Raw genomic sequence first — 19,613 nt, forward strand, 5'->3', positions numbered from 1 at the left:
TTCCGAAAGGCGAATGTCGAGCTACGCTCGACTGGCGCGCGGCGTTTCGCGAAAATCTGTGGTTCAGGTTTTTCGCGAAACGCTTTAGGAGCCGGGCATGACACTGAATTCCGTGACCGAAGACTTTATCGCCCGCCTGCGCGGCGTGCTGCCCGAGGCGGCGTTTCGCGAGGTCATGCCATCCTACCTGGAAGAGCCGCGCGGGCGTTGGCAGGGGCAGGCGGGCGTGTTGGTCGCACCGGGAAGCACCGAGGAGGTCGCGGCCGTGGTGCGGGCCTGTGCCGAGGCTGGTGTGCCGGTGGTGCCGTATGGCGGTGGCACGGGGCTCGTCGGTGGGCAATTGTCGCCCGAGGGGCCGGTGCCGGTGCTGCTGAGCCTGGAGCGGATGCGGGCAGTGCGCGGCGTGTGGCCAGAGGAAAACGTGATGGTGGTCGAGGCGGGCGCGATCCTGCAAGACATCCATGCCGAGGCGGACGCGGTGGACCGGTTGTTTCCCTTGTCGCTGGCCGCCAAGGGCAGCGCGCGGATCGGGGGCAACCTAGCGACCAATGCGGGCGGTGTGAACGTGCTGCGTTATGGCAATGCGCGGGATCTTTGCCTGGGGCTCGAAGCGGTGCTGCCGGACGGGACGGTCTGGCACGGGCTGAAGCGGTTGAGGAAGGACAATACCGGCTATGACCTGCGCAACCTGCTGATCGGGTCCGAAGGCACGCTGGGGGTGATCACCGCGGCGGCGCTGAAGCTTTTCCCCAAGCCCGCCGGGGAAGGCACGGCTCTGATGGTGGTGGACAGCCCCGAGGCGGCGCTGAAGCTTTTGTCGATGGCGCGCGACCACATGGGCGAGGGGGTGTCGGCGTTCGAGCTGATGCATCGCGCCGGGTTGGACTTTTTGGCAGAAACCATGCCGGACATGCGCCTGCCGTTCGCCGAGTCGCCCGAGTGGTTCGTCCTGATCGATATCGGCTTGGCCAAGGGTCTTGATCCGGCAGAGGCGCTGGAGGCGCTGTTCGTCGAGGCGGCGGAGGCGGGATTGGTCAGCGATGGCATGATTGCCCAGTCCGAGGCGCAGCGGCAGGAGTTCTGGGAGGCGCGCGAGACGATCCCCGAGGCCAACCGTCGCATCGGCTCGATCAGCAGCCATGACATTTCCCTTCCGCTGAGCGCGGTGCCGGATTTTATCGGCAAAGGCAATGCGGCGCTGAAGAAGCTGGGGCCGTTCCGCATCAATTGCTTCGGGCATCTTGGCGACGGGAACCTGCACTACAACGTGTTTCCGCCCAAGGGCGAGGCGCGCGAAGCCTATACGGACCAGCGCGACGCCATCAAGCGGCTGGTGCATGATCTTGTACACGAGATGGACGGGTCGGTTTCCGCAGAGCACGGGATCGGGCGGCTGAAGGTCGATGACCTGGAGCGCTACGGCGATCCGGCGAAGCTGGCGGCGATGCGGGCGATCAAGGCGGCGCTGGACCCCGGAGGCATCATGAATCCCGGCGCGATTTTAAAGGCTTCATCAGATCGACAGTGAGTATTTTTGGAACAGTGAAAGCCGGGCGGGCGCTTCTGCTTCACTGTTCTTCAAATACTCATTCGACAGGCGCTGCCGCAAGGGTCAGTGCGTCACGATGCAATGTTTCCCGAGGAGGACGCATGGACGACGAGATATCCTGCGCGCCGCAGGCGCTCTGCCGGATCACTCGTCTAGGCTGCCGTGGATGGCGAACTGTTCCAGCCCGGCATCCTGTGCGGCGATGGCGCGGTAGGTTTCGCGCACGCCGGCCTCGGCCAACTCACGCGCGACCGTCAGGAGTGTGTTGGGGTCGTGCTCGTCGCACATCTCGATCATCTGTCCGATCTCGTCAGCCGCCACCGGGCGGGCGGCGTCGATGTCGGGCGCGCCGTAGACCGAGACGAAATGCTGCGCCAGCGCGTCGGTCAGCGCGGCGCGTTCGGGCTCTTCGATCTGCGTGACAGCAACGAAGGTGACGCGCCCGAAGGTTTCCAGCCCCAGCCAGCCGTTCGAGAACGCCTGCCGTTGCTTGCCGCTGAGGTCAGCCTCGGACCAGTTGGAAAACTCGAACCCGCCGGAGATGCACCATTCGCCGGTGCGGGCAGGCGAGGGATAAACGCGGGTGTCGCTCTCGTCGAAGTGAATGGCGCGGGCGAGTTTCATGTCTCAGTCTCCAGCACTGTGCTGAGCGGGATCAGGCGGGTCTCGCCGCCTGTCCGCAGCAGCAGTCCGAAATTTTCGTCGACGCCCATGTAGGTGCCTGTCTGGCCGTCGATGGTGGTGTCTTCGCCGATGCCGTGCGCGAGGCCGCGCCATTCGGCATGCAGGGTGCGGGAGCCGTCGTCTTCCCAGCGGGTGATCCAGACCAGCGTATGGCGCGCCCAGCCTTCGAGCAGGGCGACAGGGTCCACATCAGCGCAGCCTTCCTCATAGAGCGCAGTGCGGTCGGGGGCGTCGCCCGGCACGGCGTCGGTCAGCATCAGCGGCAATTCCAGCCCCACCACCAGCCAGCCGGGCATGGCGGCGGTATCGGTCGTGCCCGCCATCGTGCGCAGGCGCCCGCAGGAGGCGCCGTTGATGCGCAGGCCCCCGGCCCACTCCAAGTGCACCGCCACTTCGGGCGGGGCGATGGCGCCGAGCGCGTTCTGGAACCCGACGCCGCAGGTGGGCAGCATCGCCATTGCCTGTTCCAGCGGCACCTCGGGGGCCATGATCAGCGCCGCGGCCAGCCGGTTGGCGCCCACGTTGTGCACGATGGTCCCGGCATCGCAGCCAAGGGCCGCCATTGCGCAGGCTTTCTCGAACGGGTCGATGCCAGCGTCCACGGCGTGGCCCTGCATCAGGGGCGGGAAGGCCGGGTCGCGCGTCATGCCACGCCCTGTGCCACCAGCGCCCGCGCGATGTCACGAAAGGCCTGCGACTGCGGCGCGTCGGGTTTGGAGACCACGATGGGGGCGCCGCCGTCAGAGGCCGTGCGGATGTCGATATGCAAGGGCACCTCGGCAAGCAGGGGCACGCCCATTTTCTGTGCCTCGGCCGCGACGCCGCCATGGCCGAAGACGTGTTCCTCGTGGCCGCAGTTGGAGCAGATATGCGTCGACATGTTTTCGATCATGCCGAGGGTCGGCACCTTGAGCTGGTTGAACATGTCGATCCCCTTGCGCGCGTCCAGCAGAGCGACGTCCTGTGGCGTGGAGACGATGATCGCGCCGTCCACGTGGGCCTTTTGCGCCAAGGTCATCTGCACGTCGCCGGTGCCGGGCGGCAGGTCGACGATCAGCACGTCGAGCGCGCCCCATTGCACCTGCATCAGCATCTGTTGCAGGGCACCCATCAGCATCGGTCCGCGCCAGACCACGGCCTGGTCCTCGTTTGTCATGAGGCCCAGCGACATCATGGTGACGCCATGGTTGCGCATCGGCAGGATCGTCTTGCCATCAGGCGAGGCAGGCCGGCCCGAGACGCCCAGCATCCGGGGCTGCGAGGGGCCATAGACATCGGCATCCAGCAGGCCAACGCGGCGGCCCTCCGCGGCCAGCGCGCAGGCGAGGTTGGCCGACACGGTCGACTTGCCCACGCCGCCCTTGCCGGAGGCGATGGCGATGATGTGGTCGACGCCGGGGACACGCTGGGGGCCCTGCGGTTCGGCAGGTTTGCTTTTCGTCTGGAGGTCCGGCGGGGCCTTGGCGGAGTGGGCGGTCAGCACGGCGGACACCTCCGTCACGCCCTCGACGCCGCGCACGGCCTCCTGCGCCTCGGCCAGCACGGGCTCATAGGCTTTCGACTTGGCAGGGTCGATTTCGAGCACGAAGCGGACGGTGCCGCCCTCGACATTGAGGCCGCGGGTCACGCCCGCCGACACGATGTCATCGCCCGTACCTGGGTCTTTCACGTTCTTCAGCGCGGCGAGCACGCTTTCCCTTGTTGCCGTCACGTTCACCCGCCCTTGATCGTGCCGGTGACCACATGTTCGACATCGAGACCGTCCACGGTCAGCACGACCTTGGCTTCGAACGTCTTTCCCTCGGTACCTTCGGTGTTGCGCATCCCTTCCTCGATCGCCTGTTGCGAGGTCACGCCGACCTGCTTGAGGAACTTGCGCATGGACATGTTGAAATCGTCGCTCATTTTACTCTCCTTTTTCCAAGAGTGTTGACGCGTGGCCCGCGTGCTTTCTAGGCTTGGGCCATGCGCGGGCAAATGTTAACCCTTATTATTGGCGTGATTGTGGTGGTCTGTCTCGGGATGTCCACCACAGAAGGCCGCGCGGCAGAGGATTTTCGCCTTGGCGCGCCGCCACCGCTGACGGAAAGCGGGTTGCTGGACTACGTATTGCCGCGCTTTTCGCTGAAGACGGGGATAAGGGTCGAGGTCGTGGACCTCAATGAGGGCGGCGATATCCTGTTGGCGCCCGATGCCGAGGGGCCGCGTGTCTTCGACGGGCCACAAGCGAAGTGGCGGATGCAAATCAATACGCCGAGCCACGAGGGTGCGGCGCGGTTCGCAGACTGGTTGACCTCCGAGATCGGCCAGCGGACGGTGACCAGTTATGAGGTCGAGGGCGCGGCGCCGTTCGGCCTGCCGAAAGCGGACGCGCAAGAGGTGGCCGAGGTCAGTTTCGACGGGGATGCGGGCCTTGGGCACGACCTGTCGGTGGCGCATTGCGCCCGGTGCCACGCGGTGAGCGAGGCGACGCGGATGAACGCGATGGCCTCGACCCCCAGTTTCGCCGTGCTGCGGGCGATGGCGGACTGGGACCGGCGGTTCCAGACCTTTTATATTCTCAATCCGCATCCGGCCTTTACGCAGGTCGAGGACGTGACCGAACCGTTTCCGATCAACCGTCCGTCGCCAATCGCCCCCATGGAGATAACCATAGACGAATTGCAGGCCATCCTGGCCTACGTGTCCGGCGTGGAGCCGGCCGACCTTGGAGCGCCGATCGAGCATCAGTGATCCCGGCGTTTCGAGAAATAATCGTCGGTGGTGCGGACTTGCGGGCGCTCGCCACCCGCGAAGGGATTGTCCTTTGAGTGGAACTGCGCCTTCACCCGGCAGTCGTCGCACATCTGGATCAGCCGCGCCGCCGAGTCTTTGCCGAACATGGAATGTTTGCCCGCCAGCTTTTCGGTGATCCGGTCGATGGTGGATTTCACGCCGAAGGGCACGCCGCATTCGATGCACTGGGCCGGTTCTTCCTCGTTCAGCACGACCTGGCCCATGGCTTCGTCCGCGAGGTTGAGGCGCGGCTCGTAGCCGATGGCGTCCTCGGGGCAGATATTGGCGCAGAGACCGCATTGCAGGCAGGCGTCTTCCTGGAATCGCAGCTCTGGCTTGTCGGGGTTTTCCACGAGCGCGCCAGAGGGGCAGAGCGAGACGCAGGAAAGGCAGAGCGTGCAGGCGTCGGTGTCGACCAGAACGGCGCCATAGGGCGCGTCGTCGGGCAGGGGCAGAACCGTCTCGTCGCCATGCAGGGCCTTGGCGGCAAGGCGCGCCACCTGCCGGCGGCTGCCCATGGGCAGAACGGGCTCGGCCACCGGATCAGGGCGGGCCGCATCGGTGTAGAGCGCGTCGCAGAGCGCATCGGGCTCGGCCACGTCGAGCAGGGCAATGCGGTTATCGCCCGCGATGGCGCGTGCCAGGGGAATTTCCCGGTCGAGCGCGTCGCGTTCCGTTGTGGGCGACAGCAGGATCGTCACGTCTGTGAAACCGGAGGCAAGCGCCGCCAGCATCTCGGCATGGCCGAAGCCCGAGAGCGCGGGCACTTCCAGCGGGATCACGTCGGCGGGCAGGCCGCGGGAATAGCGGGCGGCGAGGCTGATCATTTGCTTGCCGTGGTTTTCGTCGCAGACCAGCAAGCGCGGGGCCGTGCCGCCGGCCTTGCGAAAGGTCGCGGCCAGCGTCTGGATGCGGCGAAAGAGCGTGGCCGGCGCGGGCGCGTCATAGGAGATGGCGCCGGACGGGCAAAGCGCCGAGCAGGCGCCACAGCCCGCGCAGACCATCGGATCGACGGTGACATGCTCGCCAGCGGGGGAAATTGCGCCGGTGGGGCAGACGTCGAGGCAGTTGGTGCAGCCGGTCTGCTGGGCGCGGGAATGTGCGCAAAGCAGTGGTTCGACCGCGACGTAGAGCGGTTTTTCGAACGTTCCGATCAACTGGCTGGCCTCGAGAATGGCGTCTGCCACGGCCGGAATGCTGCCGGGATCGGGGCGCAGGTAGCCTTCGCGCTTTTGCGGGGCGGGAAAGAGTGGTGTGCCGCCGGTCAGGTCGAGGATCACGTCGCATTCGGTGCGGGCGCCATCACGCGGGGCGGTCCATGTCAGGGCGCCGCGGCCCGACGGGTCGACCTGTTGCAGAGCGTCGATCTGGACAGAGAAGCCGCCCAACGCGCCGGTGGCGCGTTTCAGCGTGCCGCGAATGACGTCGTATCCCGTTGGATCGGGGGCATCGGCGTCATCTGTCATAAGGACGGTGACGCCAAGGATATCCTTGAGCTTGTTGGCGGCGGCTTGGGCCGTGTCCGCGGGACCGATGATCAGGCACAAACCCTCGGACATGACGTCGACGGATTTGCCCGAAGGCACGTCCAGCGTCGCCTCTGCCAGAAGGGCGGCCATTTTGGGTAGTTTGCTGGCGGGGTCGTCGGACCACCCGGCCCGGTTGCGCAGGTCGGTGACCGGCGGTTCGGGCATGTCCATCTCGGCGGCCAGTTCAGCGAAGAGGCGCTGTTCCTGGCGACAGCAGAGGATGGCGTCGCCAGCGGCGATGGCCTGCGCGGTGGCGTCGGTCTGGGTGGTGCACAGGCCGGAATGTACCGCGCTACAGGTGAGGCCGGTGGCGGCTTCGAGCGCGTCCTTGTCGAGCTCTTGCGAGCCCGCACAATTGCACAGAATCAATTGCTTAGTCATGATTTGCCCCGGCTTTCACTGGCGGGCCGCGCCTTGGTTCGGCGCGACGGGCTGATGGATTGCAATGCAGATCTCTCCTCATGATCCTGCAGGGGCCTTACGCCACCTTTTCTGACAAGCATGGTCAGGAATTGCGGGCGTTTGGCCTGCGATTCTTCTGCCCTTCGCGACGCTGTTGCAAGCAGGAAACCTGAGCATTTTTCTCGTCCGGTCATTCTGTCCGTCGCCCTTCCGAATTCGATCCGTGGCTGCCCAAATTGTCCAGATTCAGGTTCCGTCCACAATTGCATGCTTTTTTTCTTTGAGACGCCGGTGCAGTTGGCACAAGATAAGCGCACGGGAGGACACCAGCCACACATGATCCACAATCCGGACATGTACGCCACTATGCCTTTGGGGATCGTCATGCGCCGCACGCCGGGCGTGACGCGCTGGGCTGCGTGGGCGTGGAAGGCCGTGGCGGTTCTGCCGGGGGCCGGTCCGGCCGCGTGGCGTGTGCTCCGCGAAGAGGGCGATGTCACCGAATATCACGCCGCAACGATGACGCTGGAACTGCACGGGGCGGAAACCGAAAGCTATCTGCACGGTCTGTCGGCGCAGGTGCCCTCGGTCTACGCGGTGTTCCGCAAGACCGGCGCGGGGGAGTGCCCGCTGGAGGCGGTGCTGGTGACGGCCTCGCCCTACGAGGCGCAGGATTACGAGGATAACGGCGAGGATATCGTCGAGAAGATTCCGATGCCCGAGGGGCTGATCGCCTGGGTCCGGGACTTTGCCGAGACCTACCACACCGAAGAGGAATTCAAGAAACGCCGCCGCGACCGGGTGAAGGTCGATGCGCATGTGGACGGGATCGGCGACCCGCGGATCGTCCAGCAGCGCGACATCTACCGTTCGCCAACGCTGCGGCGGAAAGGGCGGATGCAATGAGCGCACGCGAGGATTTCTGGTCGCGCCGGAAGGCGCGGGTGGCGGCAGAGGATGCCGCCGAAGTCGAGGCGCGCGAAGAGGCGCAGCGGGCCGAGGCCCGCGCCTCGCTTGAGGAGAAAAGCGACGCCGAGGTGCTGGAATTGCTGGGCCTGCCCGATCCCGACACGATGAACCGTGGCGACGATTTCAGCGCTTTTATGGCCGAGACGGTGCCGGACCGCATTCGGCGCTGGGCGCTGCGGCGGCTGTGGGGCACGAACCCGGCGCTGGCCAACCTGGACGGGCTGTTGGATTACGGCGAGGACTTTACCGACAAGGCGATGGTGATCGAGAACATGCAGACTGCCTATCAGGTGGGCAAGGGCATGCTGACCCATGTGCAGAAGCTGGCGCGAGAGGCCGAAGCGCTGAGCGCGATGACCGATACTGAGACCGAGGATGAAGCCGGCACCGACGCAGCGGAGGCGGACGTCGAACAGGCGAGCGAAGAGGCGGACCCGCCCGGGGTGGCCGAGGCCGCGCCGGTCTACAGCTATGAGACCGCCACGCAAGAGGCGGACGCGTGGGCCGCACCGCAGCGCCGCCGAATGCAGTTCACCTTCGACGACACGGCGGAGCCCGGCACATGAGCAAGCAGGAGACGGGGATGACCACAGAGGCACGTGCCCAGATCGCGGAAGAGGACCGGCTGCGCGCCGATCTTTACGATTTCCTGGGCGTGTTGCTGGCGGCCCCGCCGTCCGAGGCTTTGTTGTCGCAGACGGCCAGTCTTTCGGGCGATAGCGAGACCGATCTCGGCGTTGCCGTCGCGGCGCTGTCGCGCATCGCCAAGCACACCAAGCCGCAGGCGGTGGAGCGCGAGTTCAATGCGCTTTTCATCGGGCTGGGGCGCGGCGAGCTTTTGCCCTATGCCAGCTATTACCTCACCGGGTTTCTGAACGAAAAGCCGCTGGCGAGCCTGCGGCGGGACATGGCGGCGCGCGGCATGACCCGGGCGCAGAACGTATACGAGCCCGAAGATAACATCGCGTCGTTGATGGAGATGATGGGCGGGCTGATCACTGGGCGGTTCGGCAAACCGGCCAGCCTGAGTGATCAGAAGACGTTCTTCAACACGCATATCGGCCCATGGGCCGGGCATTTTTTCACGGATTTGGAGGCTGCGAAGAACTCGGTTCTCTATGCTTCGGTCGGCGCTGTCGGCCGGGTGTTCATGGAGATCGAGACCGAAGGTTTCCGGATGAGCGCGGAGGGATCCGCATGAACCGGCAGGGCGACCTGTCATCACCAGAGAGGAGGACTCTCATGAGCGAGAAAACGCAAGGCAACAGCCGTCGCGATTTTCTGAAGATGGCCGCCGCAGGTGCGCCCGCGGTCGCGGTCGTAACGGCAGCCAGCACCGGCACCGCCGAAGCGGCGGAACCGGACCTGTCATCGGACAAGATGCAGGACACTGCGCACACGCGCGCATACTTCGATAGCGCCCGGTTCTGACCGGACGTGATCACTTGACCTGCCGGCGACTGGTTGCGGGACGCCCGACTGTCGGTGGATAACCTTAGTACCCAGCAATCCCAGTCGGGAAAGCTCGGGAGGAGAGAGAAACATGCTTAGGAAAAAGACCAACGGGGTTGCGCGACGCCCCCAGCGGACAAGTATCCTGTCTGAGGTCGGGGGAAAGACCATCGACCGCCGCGCGTTCCTGCGCGGCTCTGGCCTGGCCATCGGCGGCCTGGCCGCGATTGGCGCAACGGGGGGCAGTGTCACCCGGGCCAACGCGCAATCGTCCGCAGCAGCGGCGGTTGAGACAGTCAAATCGGTTTGCACGCACTGCTCGGTCGGCTGCACGGTCGTGGCCGAGGTAAGCGACGGCGTCTGGGTGGGCCAGGAGCCCGGCTGGGACAGCCCGTTCAACCTGGGTGCCCATTGTGCAAAGGGCGCCTCGGTGCGCGAGCACGCCCATGGCGAACGCCGCCTGAAATACCCGATGAAGAAAGAGGGTGGCGAGTGGAAGCGCATCAGCTGGGAACAGGCGATCAACGAGATCGGCGACGGCATGATGAATATCCGGGAAGAAAGCGGCCCGGACAGCGTCTACTGGCTGGGCTCTGCCAAGCATAACAACGAACAGGCCTACCTGTTCCGCAAGTTCGCCGCCTACTGGGGCACGAACAACGTGGACCACCAGGCCCGTATCTGTCACTCGACTACCGTGGCCGGTGTTGCGAACACCTGGGGCTACGGCGCGATGACCAACAGCTACAACGACATCCACAATTCCCAAGCGATCTTCATCATCGGCGGCAACCCGGCGGAAGCACACCCCGTCAGCCTGTTGCACGTGCTGAAGGCCAAGGAACAGAACAACGCGCCGCTGATCGTGTGCGACCCGCGTTTCACGCGCACGGCCGCCCACGCGGACGAATATGTCCGGTTCCGTCCGGGTACGGACGTGGCGCTGGTCTGGGGTATCCTGTGGCACATCTTCGAGAACGGGTGGGAAGACAAGGAATTCATCCGCACTCGTGTCTGGGGGATGGACCAGATCAAGGACGAAGTGTCCAAGTGGACGCCCGAGGAAGTGGAACGTGTGACCGGCACACCCGGCAGCCAGCTTGAGCGGGTTGCCCGGACGCTGGCCAACAACCGTCCGGGCACCGTGATCTGGTGCATGGGTGGCACGCAGCATACCAACGGCAACAACAACACCCGTGCCTACTGCATCCTGCAGCTGGCCCTTGGCAACATGGGCACGTCGGGTGGCGGCACCAACATCTTCCGCGGCCACGACAATGTGCAGGGCGCGACGGACCTTGGTGTTCTGAGCCATACGCTGCCGGGCTATTACGGCCTGTCGAATGGCGCGTGGGGGCACTGGGCCCGTGTTTGGGGCGAAGACCCCGAGTGGCTGGCCAACCAGTTCGTCACGACCAAGACCAAGGACGGCAAGGACCAGAGCCTGCAGAACCTGTCTGGCATCCCCGTCAGCCGCTGGATCGACGGTGTGCTGGAAGATCCCGAGAACATGGACAACCCCAACAAGGTGCGGGCCATGGTTCTGTGGGGCCACGCGCCGAACAGCCAGACCCGCATGACGGAAATGAAGACGGCGATGGAGCAGCTCGATATGCTGGTCGTGGTCGACCCGTATCCGACCGTTTCGGCCGTTCTGCATGACCGGACCGACGGCGTCTACCTGCTGCCGGCCTGTACGCAGTTCGAGACCTATGGCTCGGTCACCGCGTCCAACCGGTCGCTGCAATGGCGCGAAAAGGTGGTCGATCCGCTGTTCGAATCCAAGTCGGACCACGAGATCATCGGTCTGTTCGCGCAGAAGTTCGGCTTCCACGACCGGATGTTCCGTAACATCAGCATCGAAGATGACGGCGTGACGCCGAACATCGAGGACACGCTGCGCGAGATCAATCGCGGCATGTGGACGATCGGCTACACGGGTCAAAGCCCTGAACGGCTGAAGATGCACATGGAGAATCAGCACACGTTCGATCGCACCACGCTGAAGGCGCTTGGTGGCCCGGCTGATGGCGACTATTACGGTCTGCCATGGCCAAGCTGGGGCACGCCCGAGATGAAACACCCGGGCACGCCGAACCTCTATGACATGTCCAAGCCGGTGGCCGAAGGTGGCCTGACCTTCCGCGCGCGTTTCGGCGTGGAGCGGGACGGTGACAACCTGCTGGCCGAAGGCGTATACAGCGTCGGCTCGGAAATCCAGGATGGATACCCCGAGTTCACCTACCAGATGCTTGTCGACCTGGGGTGGGACAGTGACCTGACCGAGGAAGAGAAGCGCGTCATGGGCCGCGTGGCCGGTGTCGAGGGCATCGACGAAGACGCGTCGGTGGGCAACCAGGACGACGGCGAGGAAGCGCAGAACGCGGTTCCGACGGAGGGCGGTCAGACCGAAGAGGTTCAGGACACCGCCGAGGCCCAGAACCTGTCGCAGCCCAATGGCGAGCAGGGGGCCGACGAGGAAGTGGGCGAGCAGGCGATGTCGCCGTTCCCGTCCGACTTCAACGAGCAGGTCTCGGCCGTGAACTGGAAGACCGACCTTTCGGGCGGTATCCAGCGGGTCGCCATCAAGCATGGCTGTGCGCCCTTCGGCAACGCCAAGGCCCGTGCCGTCGTGTGGACCTTCCCCGACCCGGTGCCGCTGCACCGCGAGCCGCTCTATACCTCGCGGCGCGATCTAGTCGAGGACTATCCGACCTACGAGGACCGGCATGCCTATCGTCTTCCGACGCTTTACGCCTCGATCCAGAAGAACGACTTTTCGAAGGACTTCCCGATTGTCCTGACATCCGGTCGTCTGGTCGAGTACGAGGGTGGCGGCGACGAGACGCGGTCGAACCCGTGGCTGGCCGAACTGCAACAGGACATGTTCGTGGAAATCAACCCGCGCGACGCCAACAACCTTGGTGTGCGGGATGGCGAGCAGGTCTGGGTCGAAGGGCCCGAAGGCGGAAAGGTCAAGGTCATGGCCATGGTAACCAACCGGGTGGGCGAAGGCGTGGCCTTCATGCCGTTCCACTTTGGCGGGCATTATCAGGGCGAGGATCTGCGGTCCAAGTATCCGGACGGCGCCGACCCCTATGTGCTGGGTGAATCCACAAACACCGCTCAGACATACGGCTACGACTCGGTAACCCAGATGCAGGAGACGAAGGCGACTCTCTGCAAGATCACAGCAGCATAAGGAGAAGATGGAATGGCTAGAGCTAAATTCCTGTGTGACGCCGAACGCTGCATCGAGTGCAACGCCTGCGTGACCGCCTGTAAAAACGAGCACGAGGTGCCGTGGGGCATCAACCGGCGCCGCGTGGTGACCATCGAAGATGGGAACCCCGGTGAACGCTCGATCTCGGTGGCCTGCATGCATTGTTCCGATGCGCCGTGCATGGCGGTCTGTCCGGTAGACTGTTTCTACCAGAGCGAGGAAGGCGTCGTCCTTCACTCCAAGGACCTGTGTATCGGTTGCGGCTATTGCTTTTACGCGTGCCCGTTCGGCGCGCCGCAATTCCCGCAGGCCGGCAACTTCGGATCGCGTGGCAAGATGGACAAATGTACCTTCTGCGCCGGTGGCCCCGAAGAGAACAACAGCCAGGCCGAGTTCAACAAGTACGGGCGCAACCGGATCGCGGAAGGCAAGCTGCCGATCTGCGCCGAGATGTGTTCGACCAAGGCGCTGCTGGCCGGTGACGGGGACGTGGTCGCGAATATTTATCGCGAGCGTGTCGTGTCCCGTGGCTTCGGCTCGGGCGCCTGGGGTTGGGGCACGGCCTATGACCAGAAGGGCGGCTGATCGCCGTTCGACGTCACCTTGAGACCAAGTGAAAGAGGCGGGTGTGTCCCGCCTCTTTCACCCCGTCCCGTAAGAGGGAATGCCGAGAGTATCTTGAGAAACGCACTTTGACCCGCGTGGCGGCACGCCGCAAAGTCCGTTTCCCAAAATATTCGCAATACACCGCGCAGAGGTGAGGCCCGCGACGCCGGGCAGGGTAGAAAGGAAAAGACATGCAAAAGCTGTTGCTGATTTGTCTTCTGAGCTTGACGATGCTGGTCGCTCCGGGCGCGCAGGCGCAGGAGGCCGGCGAGTTGACCGCGCCCGAGGCCGCGCAGACCGACCGTTCCGCCACGGGCGGCGCGCAGACGCTGGAAGATATCCTGGCCCGGCAGCGCGGCGAGGAGGTGCCGGACCGCGCACGTGCGGGCGAGGATCCCGACAGCGCGGGCGCCATGGTCGGACAACTGGGATCGTTGGGCGGTGCCTCGGATTCCGACGTGTGGAGCGCCCTGCGCTACGGCACCGCAGACGTAACCGTGTCCTCGGGTGGGCCCGAGGCGCGCGTTCTGGTGCAGGATGGCGGCATGTGGTGGCTGGATTTCCGCCAAGGGCCGCTGATCAAGTATGGCGGCTGGCTGCTCTTGGGGACGATCGCCCTGCTGGCGCTTTTCTTCGTGATCCGGGGCCGTATCCGTATCGACGGTGAGAAGACCGGCCGCACCGTGACCCGCTTCAAGTTCTTCGAGCGGTTCGCGCATTGGCTGATGGGCGGCTCCTTCATCCTGCTGGCGATCACCGGCCTGCTTGTGTTGATGGGGCGCAAGTTCATCATCCCGGCCTTCGGGCACGAGGCCTTCGCGACCGCCGCCGTGGCCTCGAAGTGGGTTCACAACAATGTCAGCTGGGCCTTCATGCTGGGCCTGATTTTGGCCTTCATCTTTTGGGTCGTGCACAACATCCCGAACAAGACCGACCTGAAATGGATCGCCGTTGGCGGCGGCCTGTTCAAGAAAGGCGTCCACCCGCCGGCGAAGAAATTCAACGCGGGTCAAAAACTGATCTTCTGGTCGGTGATGATCCTCGGCGCGTCGATCTCGGCGTCGGGTCTGTCGTTGCTGTTCCCGTTCGAGTTGCCGATGTTCGCCAAAACCTTCGTCATCCTGAATGATATGGGCCTGCCGCAGGCGCTGGGCTTTGGCGCGCTGCCCGAGCAGTTGGCGCCGCATGAAGAGATGCAATACGCACAGTTGTGGCACGCCATCGTCAGCTTCGTGCTGATGGCCATCGTGATCGCGCATATCTACATCGGCTCGGTCGGGATGGAAGGCGCCTATGACGCGATGGGATCGGGCGAGGTCGAGGAACAGTGGGCGCGCGAGCACCACAGCCTTTGGCTGGACGAAGTGAAGCAGCGCGAAGGCGAGCCGAAACCGGCCAACACCGCGACGACGCCCGCCGAATAGATGCGCGCCCTGATGCTGGCATGCGCGGGCCTGCTGGCCGCCGGTGTGCCGGCGGCGGCGCAGGAGTTCACCACGCTGAAAGGGCATGGCGGGCCGGTCATGGGGATCGACTTGAACCCGGAAACGGGCCAGGTCGCCACGGCCAGCTTTGACAATTCCGTGGGGCTTTGGGAGGGCCGGGAGCCGCGATGGCTGGAAGGGCATGACGCGGCGGTGATTACGGTGCGGTTCCTCGATGAACATACGGCAGCTTCGGGCGGCGACGATTTCGACGTGATCTTGTGGTCCTTGCCGGACGGCGCGGCGACGCGGCTGGAAGGGCACGAGGGCAAGGTCGCCGAGATCGCACTGTCGCCGGATGGCGAAACGCTTGCGACGGCCAGTTGGGACGGTTCGATCGGGCTCTGGTCGCGCGACAGCGGTGCGGCGCGGTTCCTTAAGGGACACAACGCGTCGGTCAGCGACGTGGCCTTCAGCGCGGACGGCACGCGGCTGTACTCGGCTTCCGCGGACGGGACGATCCGCCTATGGCAGGTAAATGAACCGGACGGCGCGTCTCGCGTAGTGGTGAATGCCGGCTTTGGCGTGAACCGGCTGATCCTTGATCCGGACGACCAGTGGCTGGCCTACGGCGCGGTCGATGGCGTGACGCGGGTCGTGCACCCGATGTCGGGTGAGACGATCCGGGACTTCTCGCTCGACCGGCGGCCGATCCTGTCGATGGCCTTTCACGATGTTAGCGGGCAGTTGGCCGTTGGCGACGGGCACGGCTTTATCATGATGATCGACACGGAAGCCTGGCAAATCGTGCGGGATTTCCGCGCCATGCGGCGGGGGCCGGTCTGGGCGCTGGAGTTCTCGCCCGATGGCACGATGATCTACGCGGGCGGGATCGAGGACGTGGCATTCGGCTGGCCCGTGGCCGACCTTGACGCGTTCGACCCGGCGGGCAGCGACCAGCGCACATTCCTGCGGGACCCCGAGGCTATGCCCAATGGCGAGCGACAGTTTATGCGCAAGTGCAGCATCTGTCACGCGCTGACCCCGCCGCCCTCGCGGAAGGCGGGGCCGTCGCTGCACGGTCTCTTCGGTCGCAGGGCGGGCGCGGTGCCGGGGTATCCTTATTCGGAGATCCTCGACGGGTCTGATATCGTCTGGAATGAAGAGACCATAGATGCGCTTTTCGATATCGGCCCGGACCACTATATTCCCGGATCGAAGATGCCGATGCAGCGCATCACCGCCGGGCAGGACCGGCAGGATCTGATAGATTACATGCGCGAGGCGACGGGGCCTTGAGGCGCGCATTGAAAGGGAGAACGGAGCAATGAAAGCGATGCTTTCCGCCTTTGTCGCCACGGCCATCATCGCCGTGGTCGCGTGGTACGGTCTGCACGAGGCGGGATTTTCCGCCGGTGAGCAGAATGCCGGGGAGTCGGTTCGACTGGGAGACGAGTAAGGCATGTCCAAGCCCGCCGCCGTGCCAGCGCCCGGAGGCCCGGCCGAAAAGGCGCGGGACGATTATGGCGAGAACCTGCAACTCGCCTCGGTTCTGGTAATCGACGACGAGCCGGGGATGCGCAATTTCCTGACCAAGATCCTCGAGCCGCGGGTCAAGCGGGTCGAACAGGCGCGGTCGGCCGAACAGGCGGCGGAGATCCTGGACACTGCGCATTTCGACCTAGTGATCCTGGACAACGTCATGCCGGGCAAGACCGGGTTGGACTGGTTGTCTGAGCAGCGGCGCGTGGGGCTCTTTGCCGACACGATCATGATCACAGCCTATGCCGATCTGGACACGGCGATCCGGGCGTTGCGGACGGGCGTGGCCGATTTCGTGTTGAAGCCGTTCCGCGCCAACCAGATCCTGAACGCGATCGCCCGCGCGCTGGACCGCAAATATTTGCGGCGCGAGAACTTTCTGCTGAAGCACGAGTTGAGCGAGGGCGGGCAGGCGGCGCGCGGGCGTCTGTTGGGCAATTCGCCGGCAATCCAGCAGGTGCGCGACGTACTGGCCAAGCTGGCGCCGACGCCGGCCTCGGTTCTGTTCACCGGGGCTAGCGGCACAGGCAAGGAGATCGCCGCGCGGACGCTGCACACCATGTCGGACCGCGCCAGCGAGCCTTTTGTCGCGGTCAACTGTGCCGCGGTGTCGCCCGACCATATCGCCGAGGAACTCTTTGGCGTCGTCGAGGGACGCGACCGGACCCGCGACGGGCTGTTCCTGCATGCCGATGGTGGCACACTGTTCCTGGACGAGGTGGCGCAGCTGCCCGAACAGGTGCAGGCCGGGCTGTTGCGGGTGCTGGAGGATCGCCGGATCCGTCCGCTTGGGGCCGAGCGCGAGATTCCTCTGAACCTTCGGTTTTTCTTTGCCACCAACGCCGATTTGCAGGCCGAGGTCGATGCGGGCCGGTTCCGCGCAGACCTGTATCACCGCATCAACGTGGTTAACGTGGACATGCCGCCGCTGGCCGACCGCAGCGAGGATATCGTGGAACTGGCCGCGCTGTTCATGAGCGAATTTTCCCGGGCGCTGGCGCTGCCCGCGCTGGACCTCAACGAGGAAATTCTGCTGAAGCTGAGCCGCTACGACTGGCCCGGCAACGTGCGCGAGCTGCGCAACCTTGTCGAGCGGTCGGTGATCCTTGGCCAGTTCCCGGAGGAGTTTGCGGGCCACGGCACGGTGACGGGACAGGAGGCGATCGAGACATTGGCGCTGGTGGAGCAGCGGCATATCATGAGCGTGCTGGACGCCTGCGACGGCAACCGTGCCGAGGCGGCGCGGCGTCTTGGGGTCAGCCGCAAGACGGTGGACCGGAAATGCGCGGCCTGGGATATCTGACCGGATAGGGCGCGGAGCCGGTCACGACACGTCGCGATCCTCGGGTAGCCAGACGGTGAATTCCGCGCCGCCCGCATCGCGGTTGCGCACGGTGATAAGCCCGCCGGATTGGCGTATCAGGGTCTGGCTGACAGAAAGGCCAAGGCCGGTGCCTTCGCCCGGTTTGGTGGTGTAGAACGGGTCGAACACGGTGTTCAGCCGCTCATTCGCGATACCGGGCCCGGTATCGGCCACCACGAGCGCCGTGCCGGACCGCCTGTCGCGCCTCTCGGCGCGGATCGACAGCGACAGCTCGCCCGGCCCGTCCATCGCCTGCACCGCGTTGACGACAAGGTTGATGATGACCTGCTGCAACTCTCCGGGATTGATGCGGACCGGTGGGGCGTCGTCGGCGCGATGGGTGGTGACGGTGACATTGCGACGCGAGATCACGTGATCGACCAGCACGAGGCAGTCGTCCAGTACGGCGGCGACGTCGACATGCTCTGAAAAGGCGTTGAATTCGCTTGGACGGGCGAATTGAAGCAGCTTGCCGACGATGGCGTTGATCCGGGCGATCTGGCGGTCGATCAGGTTGAGTTCGGTCATCAGCGGCTTGGCGTCGTCGCCCAGGGTTTCGCGGATGACGTCAATATTGCCCTGGATCACCGCGACCGGGTTGTTGATCTCGTGCGCGACACCGGCCGTGATTTCACCAATGGAGGCCAGTTTTTCGCTCATCACGAGCTGCTGGTAGGTGGTTTCGAGCTTTTCGTTGGCGTCGCGCAGCTCGGCTGTACGGTCTTCGACCCGCGTGTTCAACTCGTCCGCCCAGGAGCGTAGGGCGCGGTCGCGTTCCTGCACCTGGTCGAGCAATTCGTCGAGATGCGCCGCCACCTGGCCGATTTCGTCGCGCGAGGACACCGCGCCGATGCGCGCGTCGAGCTGGCCGCCCTCGACCCGTTTCATCGTGTGGTTCATGCGTTCGAGCGGCGAGAAGATGCCGCCTGCCATGCGCAGGAACAACGGGATGGTCAGCAGCAGAACCCCGACGAAGGCCGAGAAGACAAGGATGAAGGCGCTGCGCTTTTCCGCGACGAAGGGTGCTTCTAGAAAGCCCACGTAGAGCATTCCGACGCGGCGCGAAAAGCTGTCGGTCAGAGGCAGGTAGCCGGAGATGTACCAGTCGTTCACCACGAAGGCGCGGTCAAGCCAGGTGCGGCCTTCATTCAGCACCCGGTTGCGCACCACCGCAGAGACGCGGGTGCCGAGCGCGCGCTCGCCTTCGAAGAGGCGCACGTTGGTTGAGACGCGCACGTCTTCGAGAAACAGGGTCGCGGTGCCTTGGCGCTCGACATCGGCGGCATCGTCTGACTGGTAGACGAGGGCGTTGATCGTGTCGATGAAACCGAGGTTTCGGTTGAGCAAGATGCCCCCGACCAGAACACCCGAGCCGCCCGCCGCCCGCAGGTCGGTCGCCGTGTGTACGACCATGCCGCGGTCCTCCACCGTGCGGTCGGTGGGCACTGCGGCCTCGGTCGGGATCAGAGGCAGCCGCGCGCGCGCGGCTAGGGCCGGATCTATCCCGGCAAGTTGGTCGTCCGACAGGATGTCGATTTCCGTGGCGCTGCCGCCTTTGAGGGCAGTGGCGATGACCGGCCAGTTTTCGGCGGCGGTCTGGGCAGGAGAGTCCGGTAGGTAATAGAGAAAATCCAGCCCCAGCGCCCTGCGTTCGGCGTCGAGAAACCCTGCCATGCTGGAGCCGGGGCCGGCCATGGCCTCGCGGAAACGGGTGGAGCGGGCCAGCGCGGCGACGTCGCCGCCGGTAGTTGCAAGGATCTGGTCAAGATACTGCTCGGCAATGCGCAGATCGCTTTCGACATTGGCGATCAGCAAGTTGTCGTAGTTGGCGGCCCAGCGACCGACCGCAAGCCACAACAGGAGCGGCAGCAGGACCACCAGCGGCAAGAGTGCCAGGATAAGCAGGCGCAGACGAACCGATGTCATGCCGGGGGTTGGCCCTTTGTCGTTGTGCCAAGACCTTAGGCGAAGGAGGAATGGGCGTCCATTCCGGCGGTGTGAGGTCAATTGGTTTTGCTGGCGTGACGTACGTGAACCAACTTTGAGACTCCAGTCTGTAACGGCAGGGCAAATCTTTTGTCGAAAAAGATTTGCC

At 64.7% G+C, this 19,613-nt stretch carries 18 protein-coding genes; 12 read left to right on the top strand and 6 right to left on the bottom strand.

Features of this window, described 5'->3' with window-relative positions; all coding sequences use genetic code 11:
- Positions 1 to 97 precede the first annotated feature (97 nt).
- On the top strand, positions 98 to 1,528 hold the full coding sequence (locus FIU86_RS03810) for an FAD-binding oxidoreductase (protein WP_152473852.1): 1,431 nt from the start codon (positions 98 to 100) through the stop codon (positions 1,526 to 1,528).
- A 165-nt stretch (positions 1,529 to 1,693) separates the two neighbouring features.
- On the opposite strand, the gene FIU86_RS03815 is transcribed toward FIU86_RS03810, so the two are convergent.
- From FIU86_RS03815 to FIU86_RS03830, 4 genes are read right to left on the bottom strand one after another with little or no spacing between them, the layout of a single operon-like run.
- Complete coding sequence (locus FIU86_RS03815) at positions 1,694 to 2,173, bottom strand: DUF6505 family protein (protein ID WP_152473853.1); 480 nt, start codon at positions 2,171 to 2,173, stop codon at positions 1,694 to 1,696.
- The gene (locus tag FIU86_RS03820; protein WP_152473854.1) at positions 2,170 to 2,880 is read right to left on the bottom strand and encodes a biotin/lipoate--protein ligase family protein; all 711 of its coding nucleotides are present in this window, start codon (positions 2,878 to 2,880) and stop codon (positions 2,170 to 2,172) included. Before FIU86_RS03820 ends, FIU86_RS03815 begins: the two co-directional genes overlap by 4 nt.
- Complete coding sequence (apbC, locus tag FIU86_RS03825; RefSeq protein ID WP_152473855.1) at positions 2,877 to 3,944, bottom strand: iron-sulfur cluster carrier protein ApbC; 1,068 nt, start codon at positions 3,942 to 3,944, stop codon at positions 2,877 to 2,879. The genes FIU86_RS03820 and apbC overlap by 4 nt, the downstream gene beginning before the upstream one ends.
- 2 nt (positions 3,945 to 3,946) lie before the next feature.
- The gene (locus FIU86_RS03830; protein WP_152473856.1) at positions 3,947 to 4,138 is read right to left on the bottom strand and encodes a DUF6494 family protein; all 192 of its coding nucleotides are present in this window, start codon (positions 4,136 to 4,138) and stop codon (positions 3,947 to 3,949) included.
- Positions 4,139 to 4,210: 72 nt separating this feature from the next.
- Between FIU86_RS03830 and FIU86_RS03835 the strand changes: the two genes are divergently transcribed.
- On the top strand, positions 4,211 to 4,966 hold the full coding sequence (locus FIU86_RS03835) for a cytochrome c (protein ID WP_254703929.1): 756 nt from the start codon (positions 4,211 to 4,213) through the stop codon (positions 4,964 to 4,966).
- On the opposite strand, the gene FIU86_RS03840 is transcribed toward FIU86_RS03835, so the two are convergent.
- The gene (locus tag FIU86_RS03840; RefSeq protein ID WP_152473858.1) at positions 4,960 to 6,918 is read right to left on the bottom strand and encodes a 4Fe-4S binding protein; all 1,959 of its coding nucleotides are present in this window, start codon (positions 6,916 to 6,918) and stop codon (positions 4,960 to 4,962) included. The genes FIU86_RS03835 and FIU86_RS03840 overlap by 7 nt on opposite strands.
- 357 nt (positions 6,919 to 7,275) lie before the next feature.
- Here FIU86_RS03840 and FIU86_RS03845 point away from each other — a divergent pair, with 357 nt between their 5' ends.
- The 10 genes from FIU86_RS03845 (at position 7,276) to FIU86_RS03885 (ending at position 17,458) form a co-directional block, all read left to right on the top strand.
- The gene (locus tag FIU86_RS03845) at positions 7,276 to 7,845 is read left to right on the top strand and encodes a DUF3305 domain-containing protein (RefSeq protein WP_254703930.1); all 570 of its coding nucleotides are present in this window, start codon (positions 7,276 to 7,278) and stop codon (positions 7,843 to 7,845) included.
- Positions 7,842 to 8,474 carry a DUF3306 domain-containing protein gene (locus FIU86_RS03850; RefSeq protein WP_152473859.1) on the top strand — a complete coding sequence of 211 codons (633 nt, stop codon included), beginning with the start codon at positions 7,842 to 7,844 and terminating at the stop codon, positions 8,472 to 8,474. Before FIU86_RS03845 ends, FIU86_RS03850 begins: the two co-directional genes overlap by 4 nt.
- Entirely contained in the window at positions 8,471 to 9,109 is a 639-nt protein-coding gene (locus FIU86_RS03855) for a molecular chaperone (protein WP_152473860.1), read from the top strand. Before FIU86_RS03850 ends, FIU86_RS03855 begins: the two co-directional genes overlap by 4 nt.
- Positions 9,110 to 9,150: 41 nt before the next feature.
- Positions 9,151 to 9,339, top strand: a complete 189-nt coding sequence (locus FIU86_RS03860; protein WP_152473861.1) for a ubiquinol-cytochrome c reductase iron-sulfur subunit N-terminal domain-containing protein — start codon at positions 9,151 to 9,153, stop codon at positions 9,337 to 9,339.
- Between the two features lie 112 nt (positions 9,340 to 9,451).
- A complete protein-coding gene (locus tag FIU86_RS03865; RefSeq protein WP_152473862.1) occupies positions 9,452 to 12,562 on the top strand; it encodes a formate dehydrogenase subunit alpha in 3,111 nt (1,036 codons plus the stop codon).
- Between the two features lie 12 nt (positions 12,563 to 12,574).
- Positions 12,575 to 13,168 carry a formate dehydrogenase FDH3 subunit beta gene (fdh3B, locus tag FIU86_RS03870; RefSeq protein WP_103762212.1) on the top strand — a complete coding sequence of 198 codons (594 nt, stop codon included), beginning with the start codon at positions 12,575 to 12,577 and terminating at the stop codon, positions 13,166 to 13,168.
- 212 nt (positions 13,169 to 13,380) lie between these two features.
- Positions 13,381 to 14,613: a formate dehydrogenase subunit gamma gene (locus tag FIU86_RS03875; protein ID WP_152473863.1), complete on the top strand. Its 1,233-nt coding sequence runs from the start codon at positions 13,381 to 13,383 to the stop codon at positions 14,611 to 14,613.
- A gap of 12 nt (positions 14,614 to 14,625) precedes the next feature.
- Positions 14,626 to 15,912, top strand: a complete 1,287-nt coding sequence (locus FIU86_RS03880; RefSeq protein ID WP_254703931.1) for a c-type cytochrome — start codon at positions 14,626 to 14,628, stop codon at positions 15,910 to 15,912.
- 28 nt (positions 15,913 to 15,940) lie between these two features.
- Positions 15,941 to 16,072 (top strand): hypothetical protein, encoded by a 132-nt coding sequence (locus tag FIU86_RS22995; protein WP_302848758.1) that lies wholly within the window; start codon positions 15,941 to 15,943, stop codon positions 16,070 to 16,072.
- Positions 16,073 to 16,075: 3 nt separating this feature from the next.
- Positions 16,076 to 17,458 carry a sigma-54 dependent transcriptional regulator gene (locus FIU86_RS03885; protein ID WP_152473865.1) on the top strand — a complete coding sequence of 461 codons (1,383 nt, stop codon included), beginning with the start codon at positions 16,076 to 16,078 and terminating at the stop codon, positions 17,456 to 17,458.
- A 21-nt stretch (positions 17,459 to 17,479) separates the two neighbouring features.
- Here FIU86_RS03885 and FIU86_RS03890 read toward each other — a convergent pair whose 3' ends face one another.
- Positions 17,480 to 19,444 carry a cache domain-containing protein gene (locus tag FIU86_RS03890; RefSeq protein WP_152473866.1) on the bottom strand — a complete coding sequence of 655 codons (1,965 nt, stop codon included), beginning with the start codon at positions 19,442 to 19,444 and terminating at the stop codon, positions 17,480 to 17,482.
- Positions 19,445 to 19,613 lie beyond the last annotated feature (169 nt).

The organism is Roseovarius sp. THAF9, assembly GCF_009363715.1.
Taxonomy (GTDB): domain Bacteria; phylum Pseudomonadota; class Alphaproteobacteria; order Rhodobacterales; family Rhodobacteraceae; genus Roseovarius.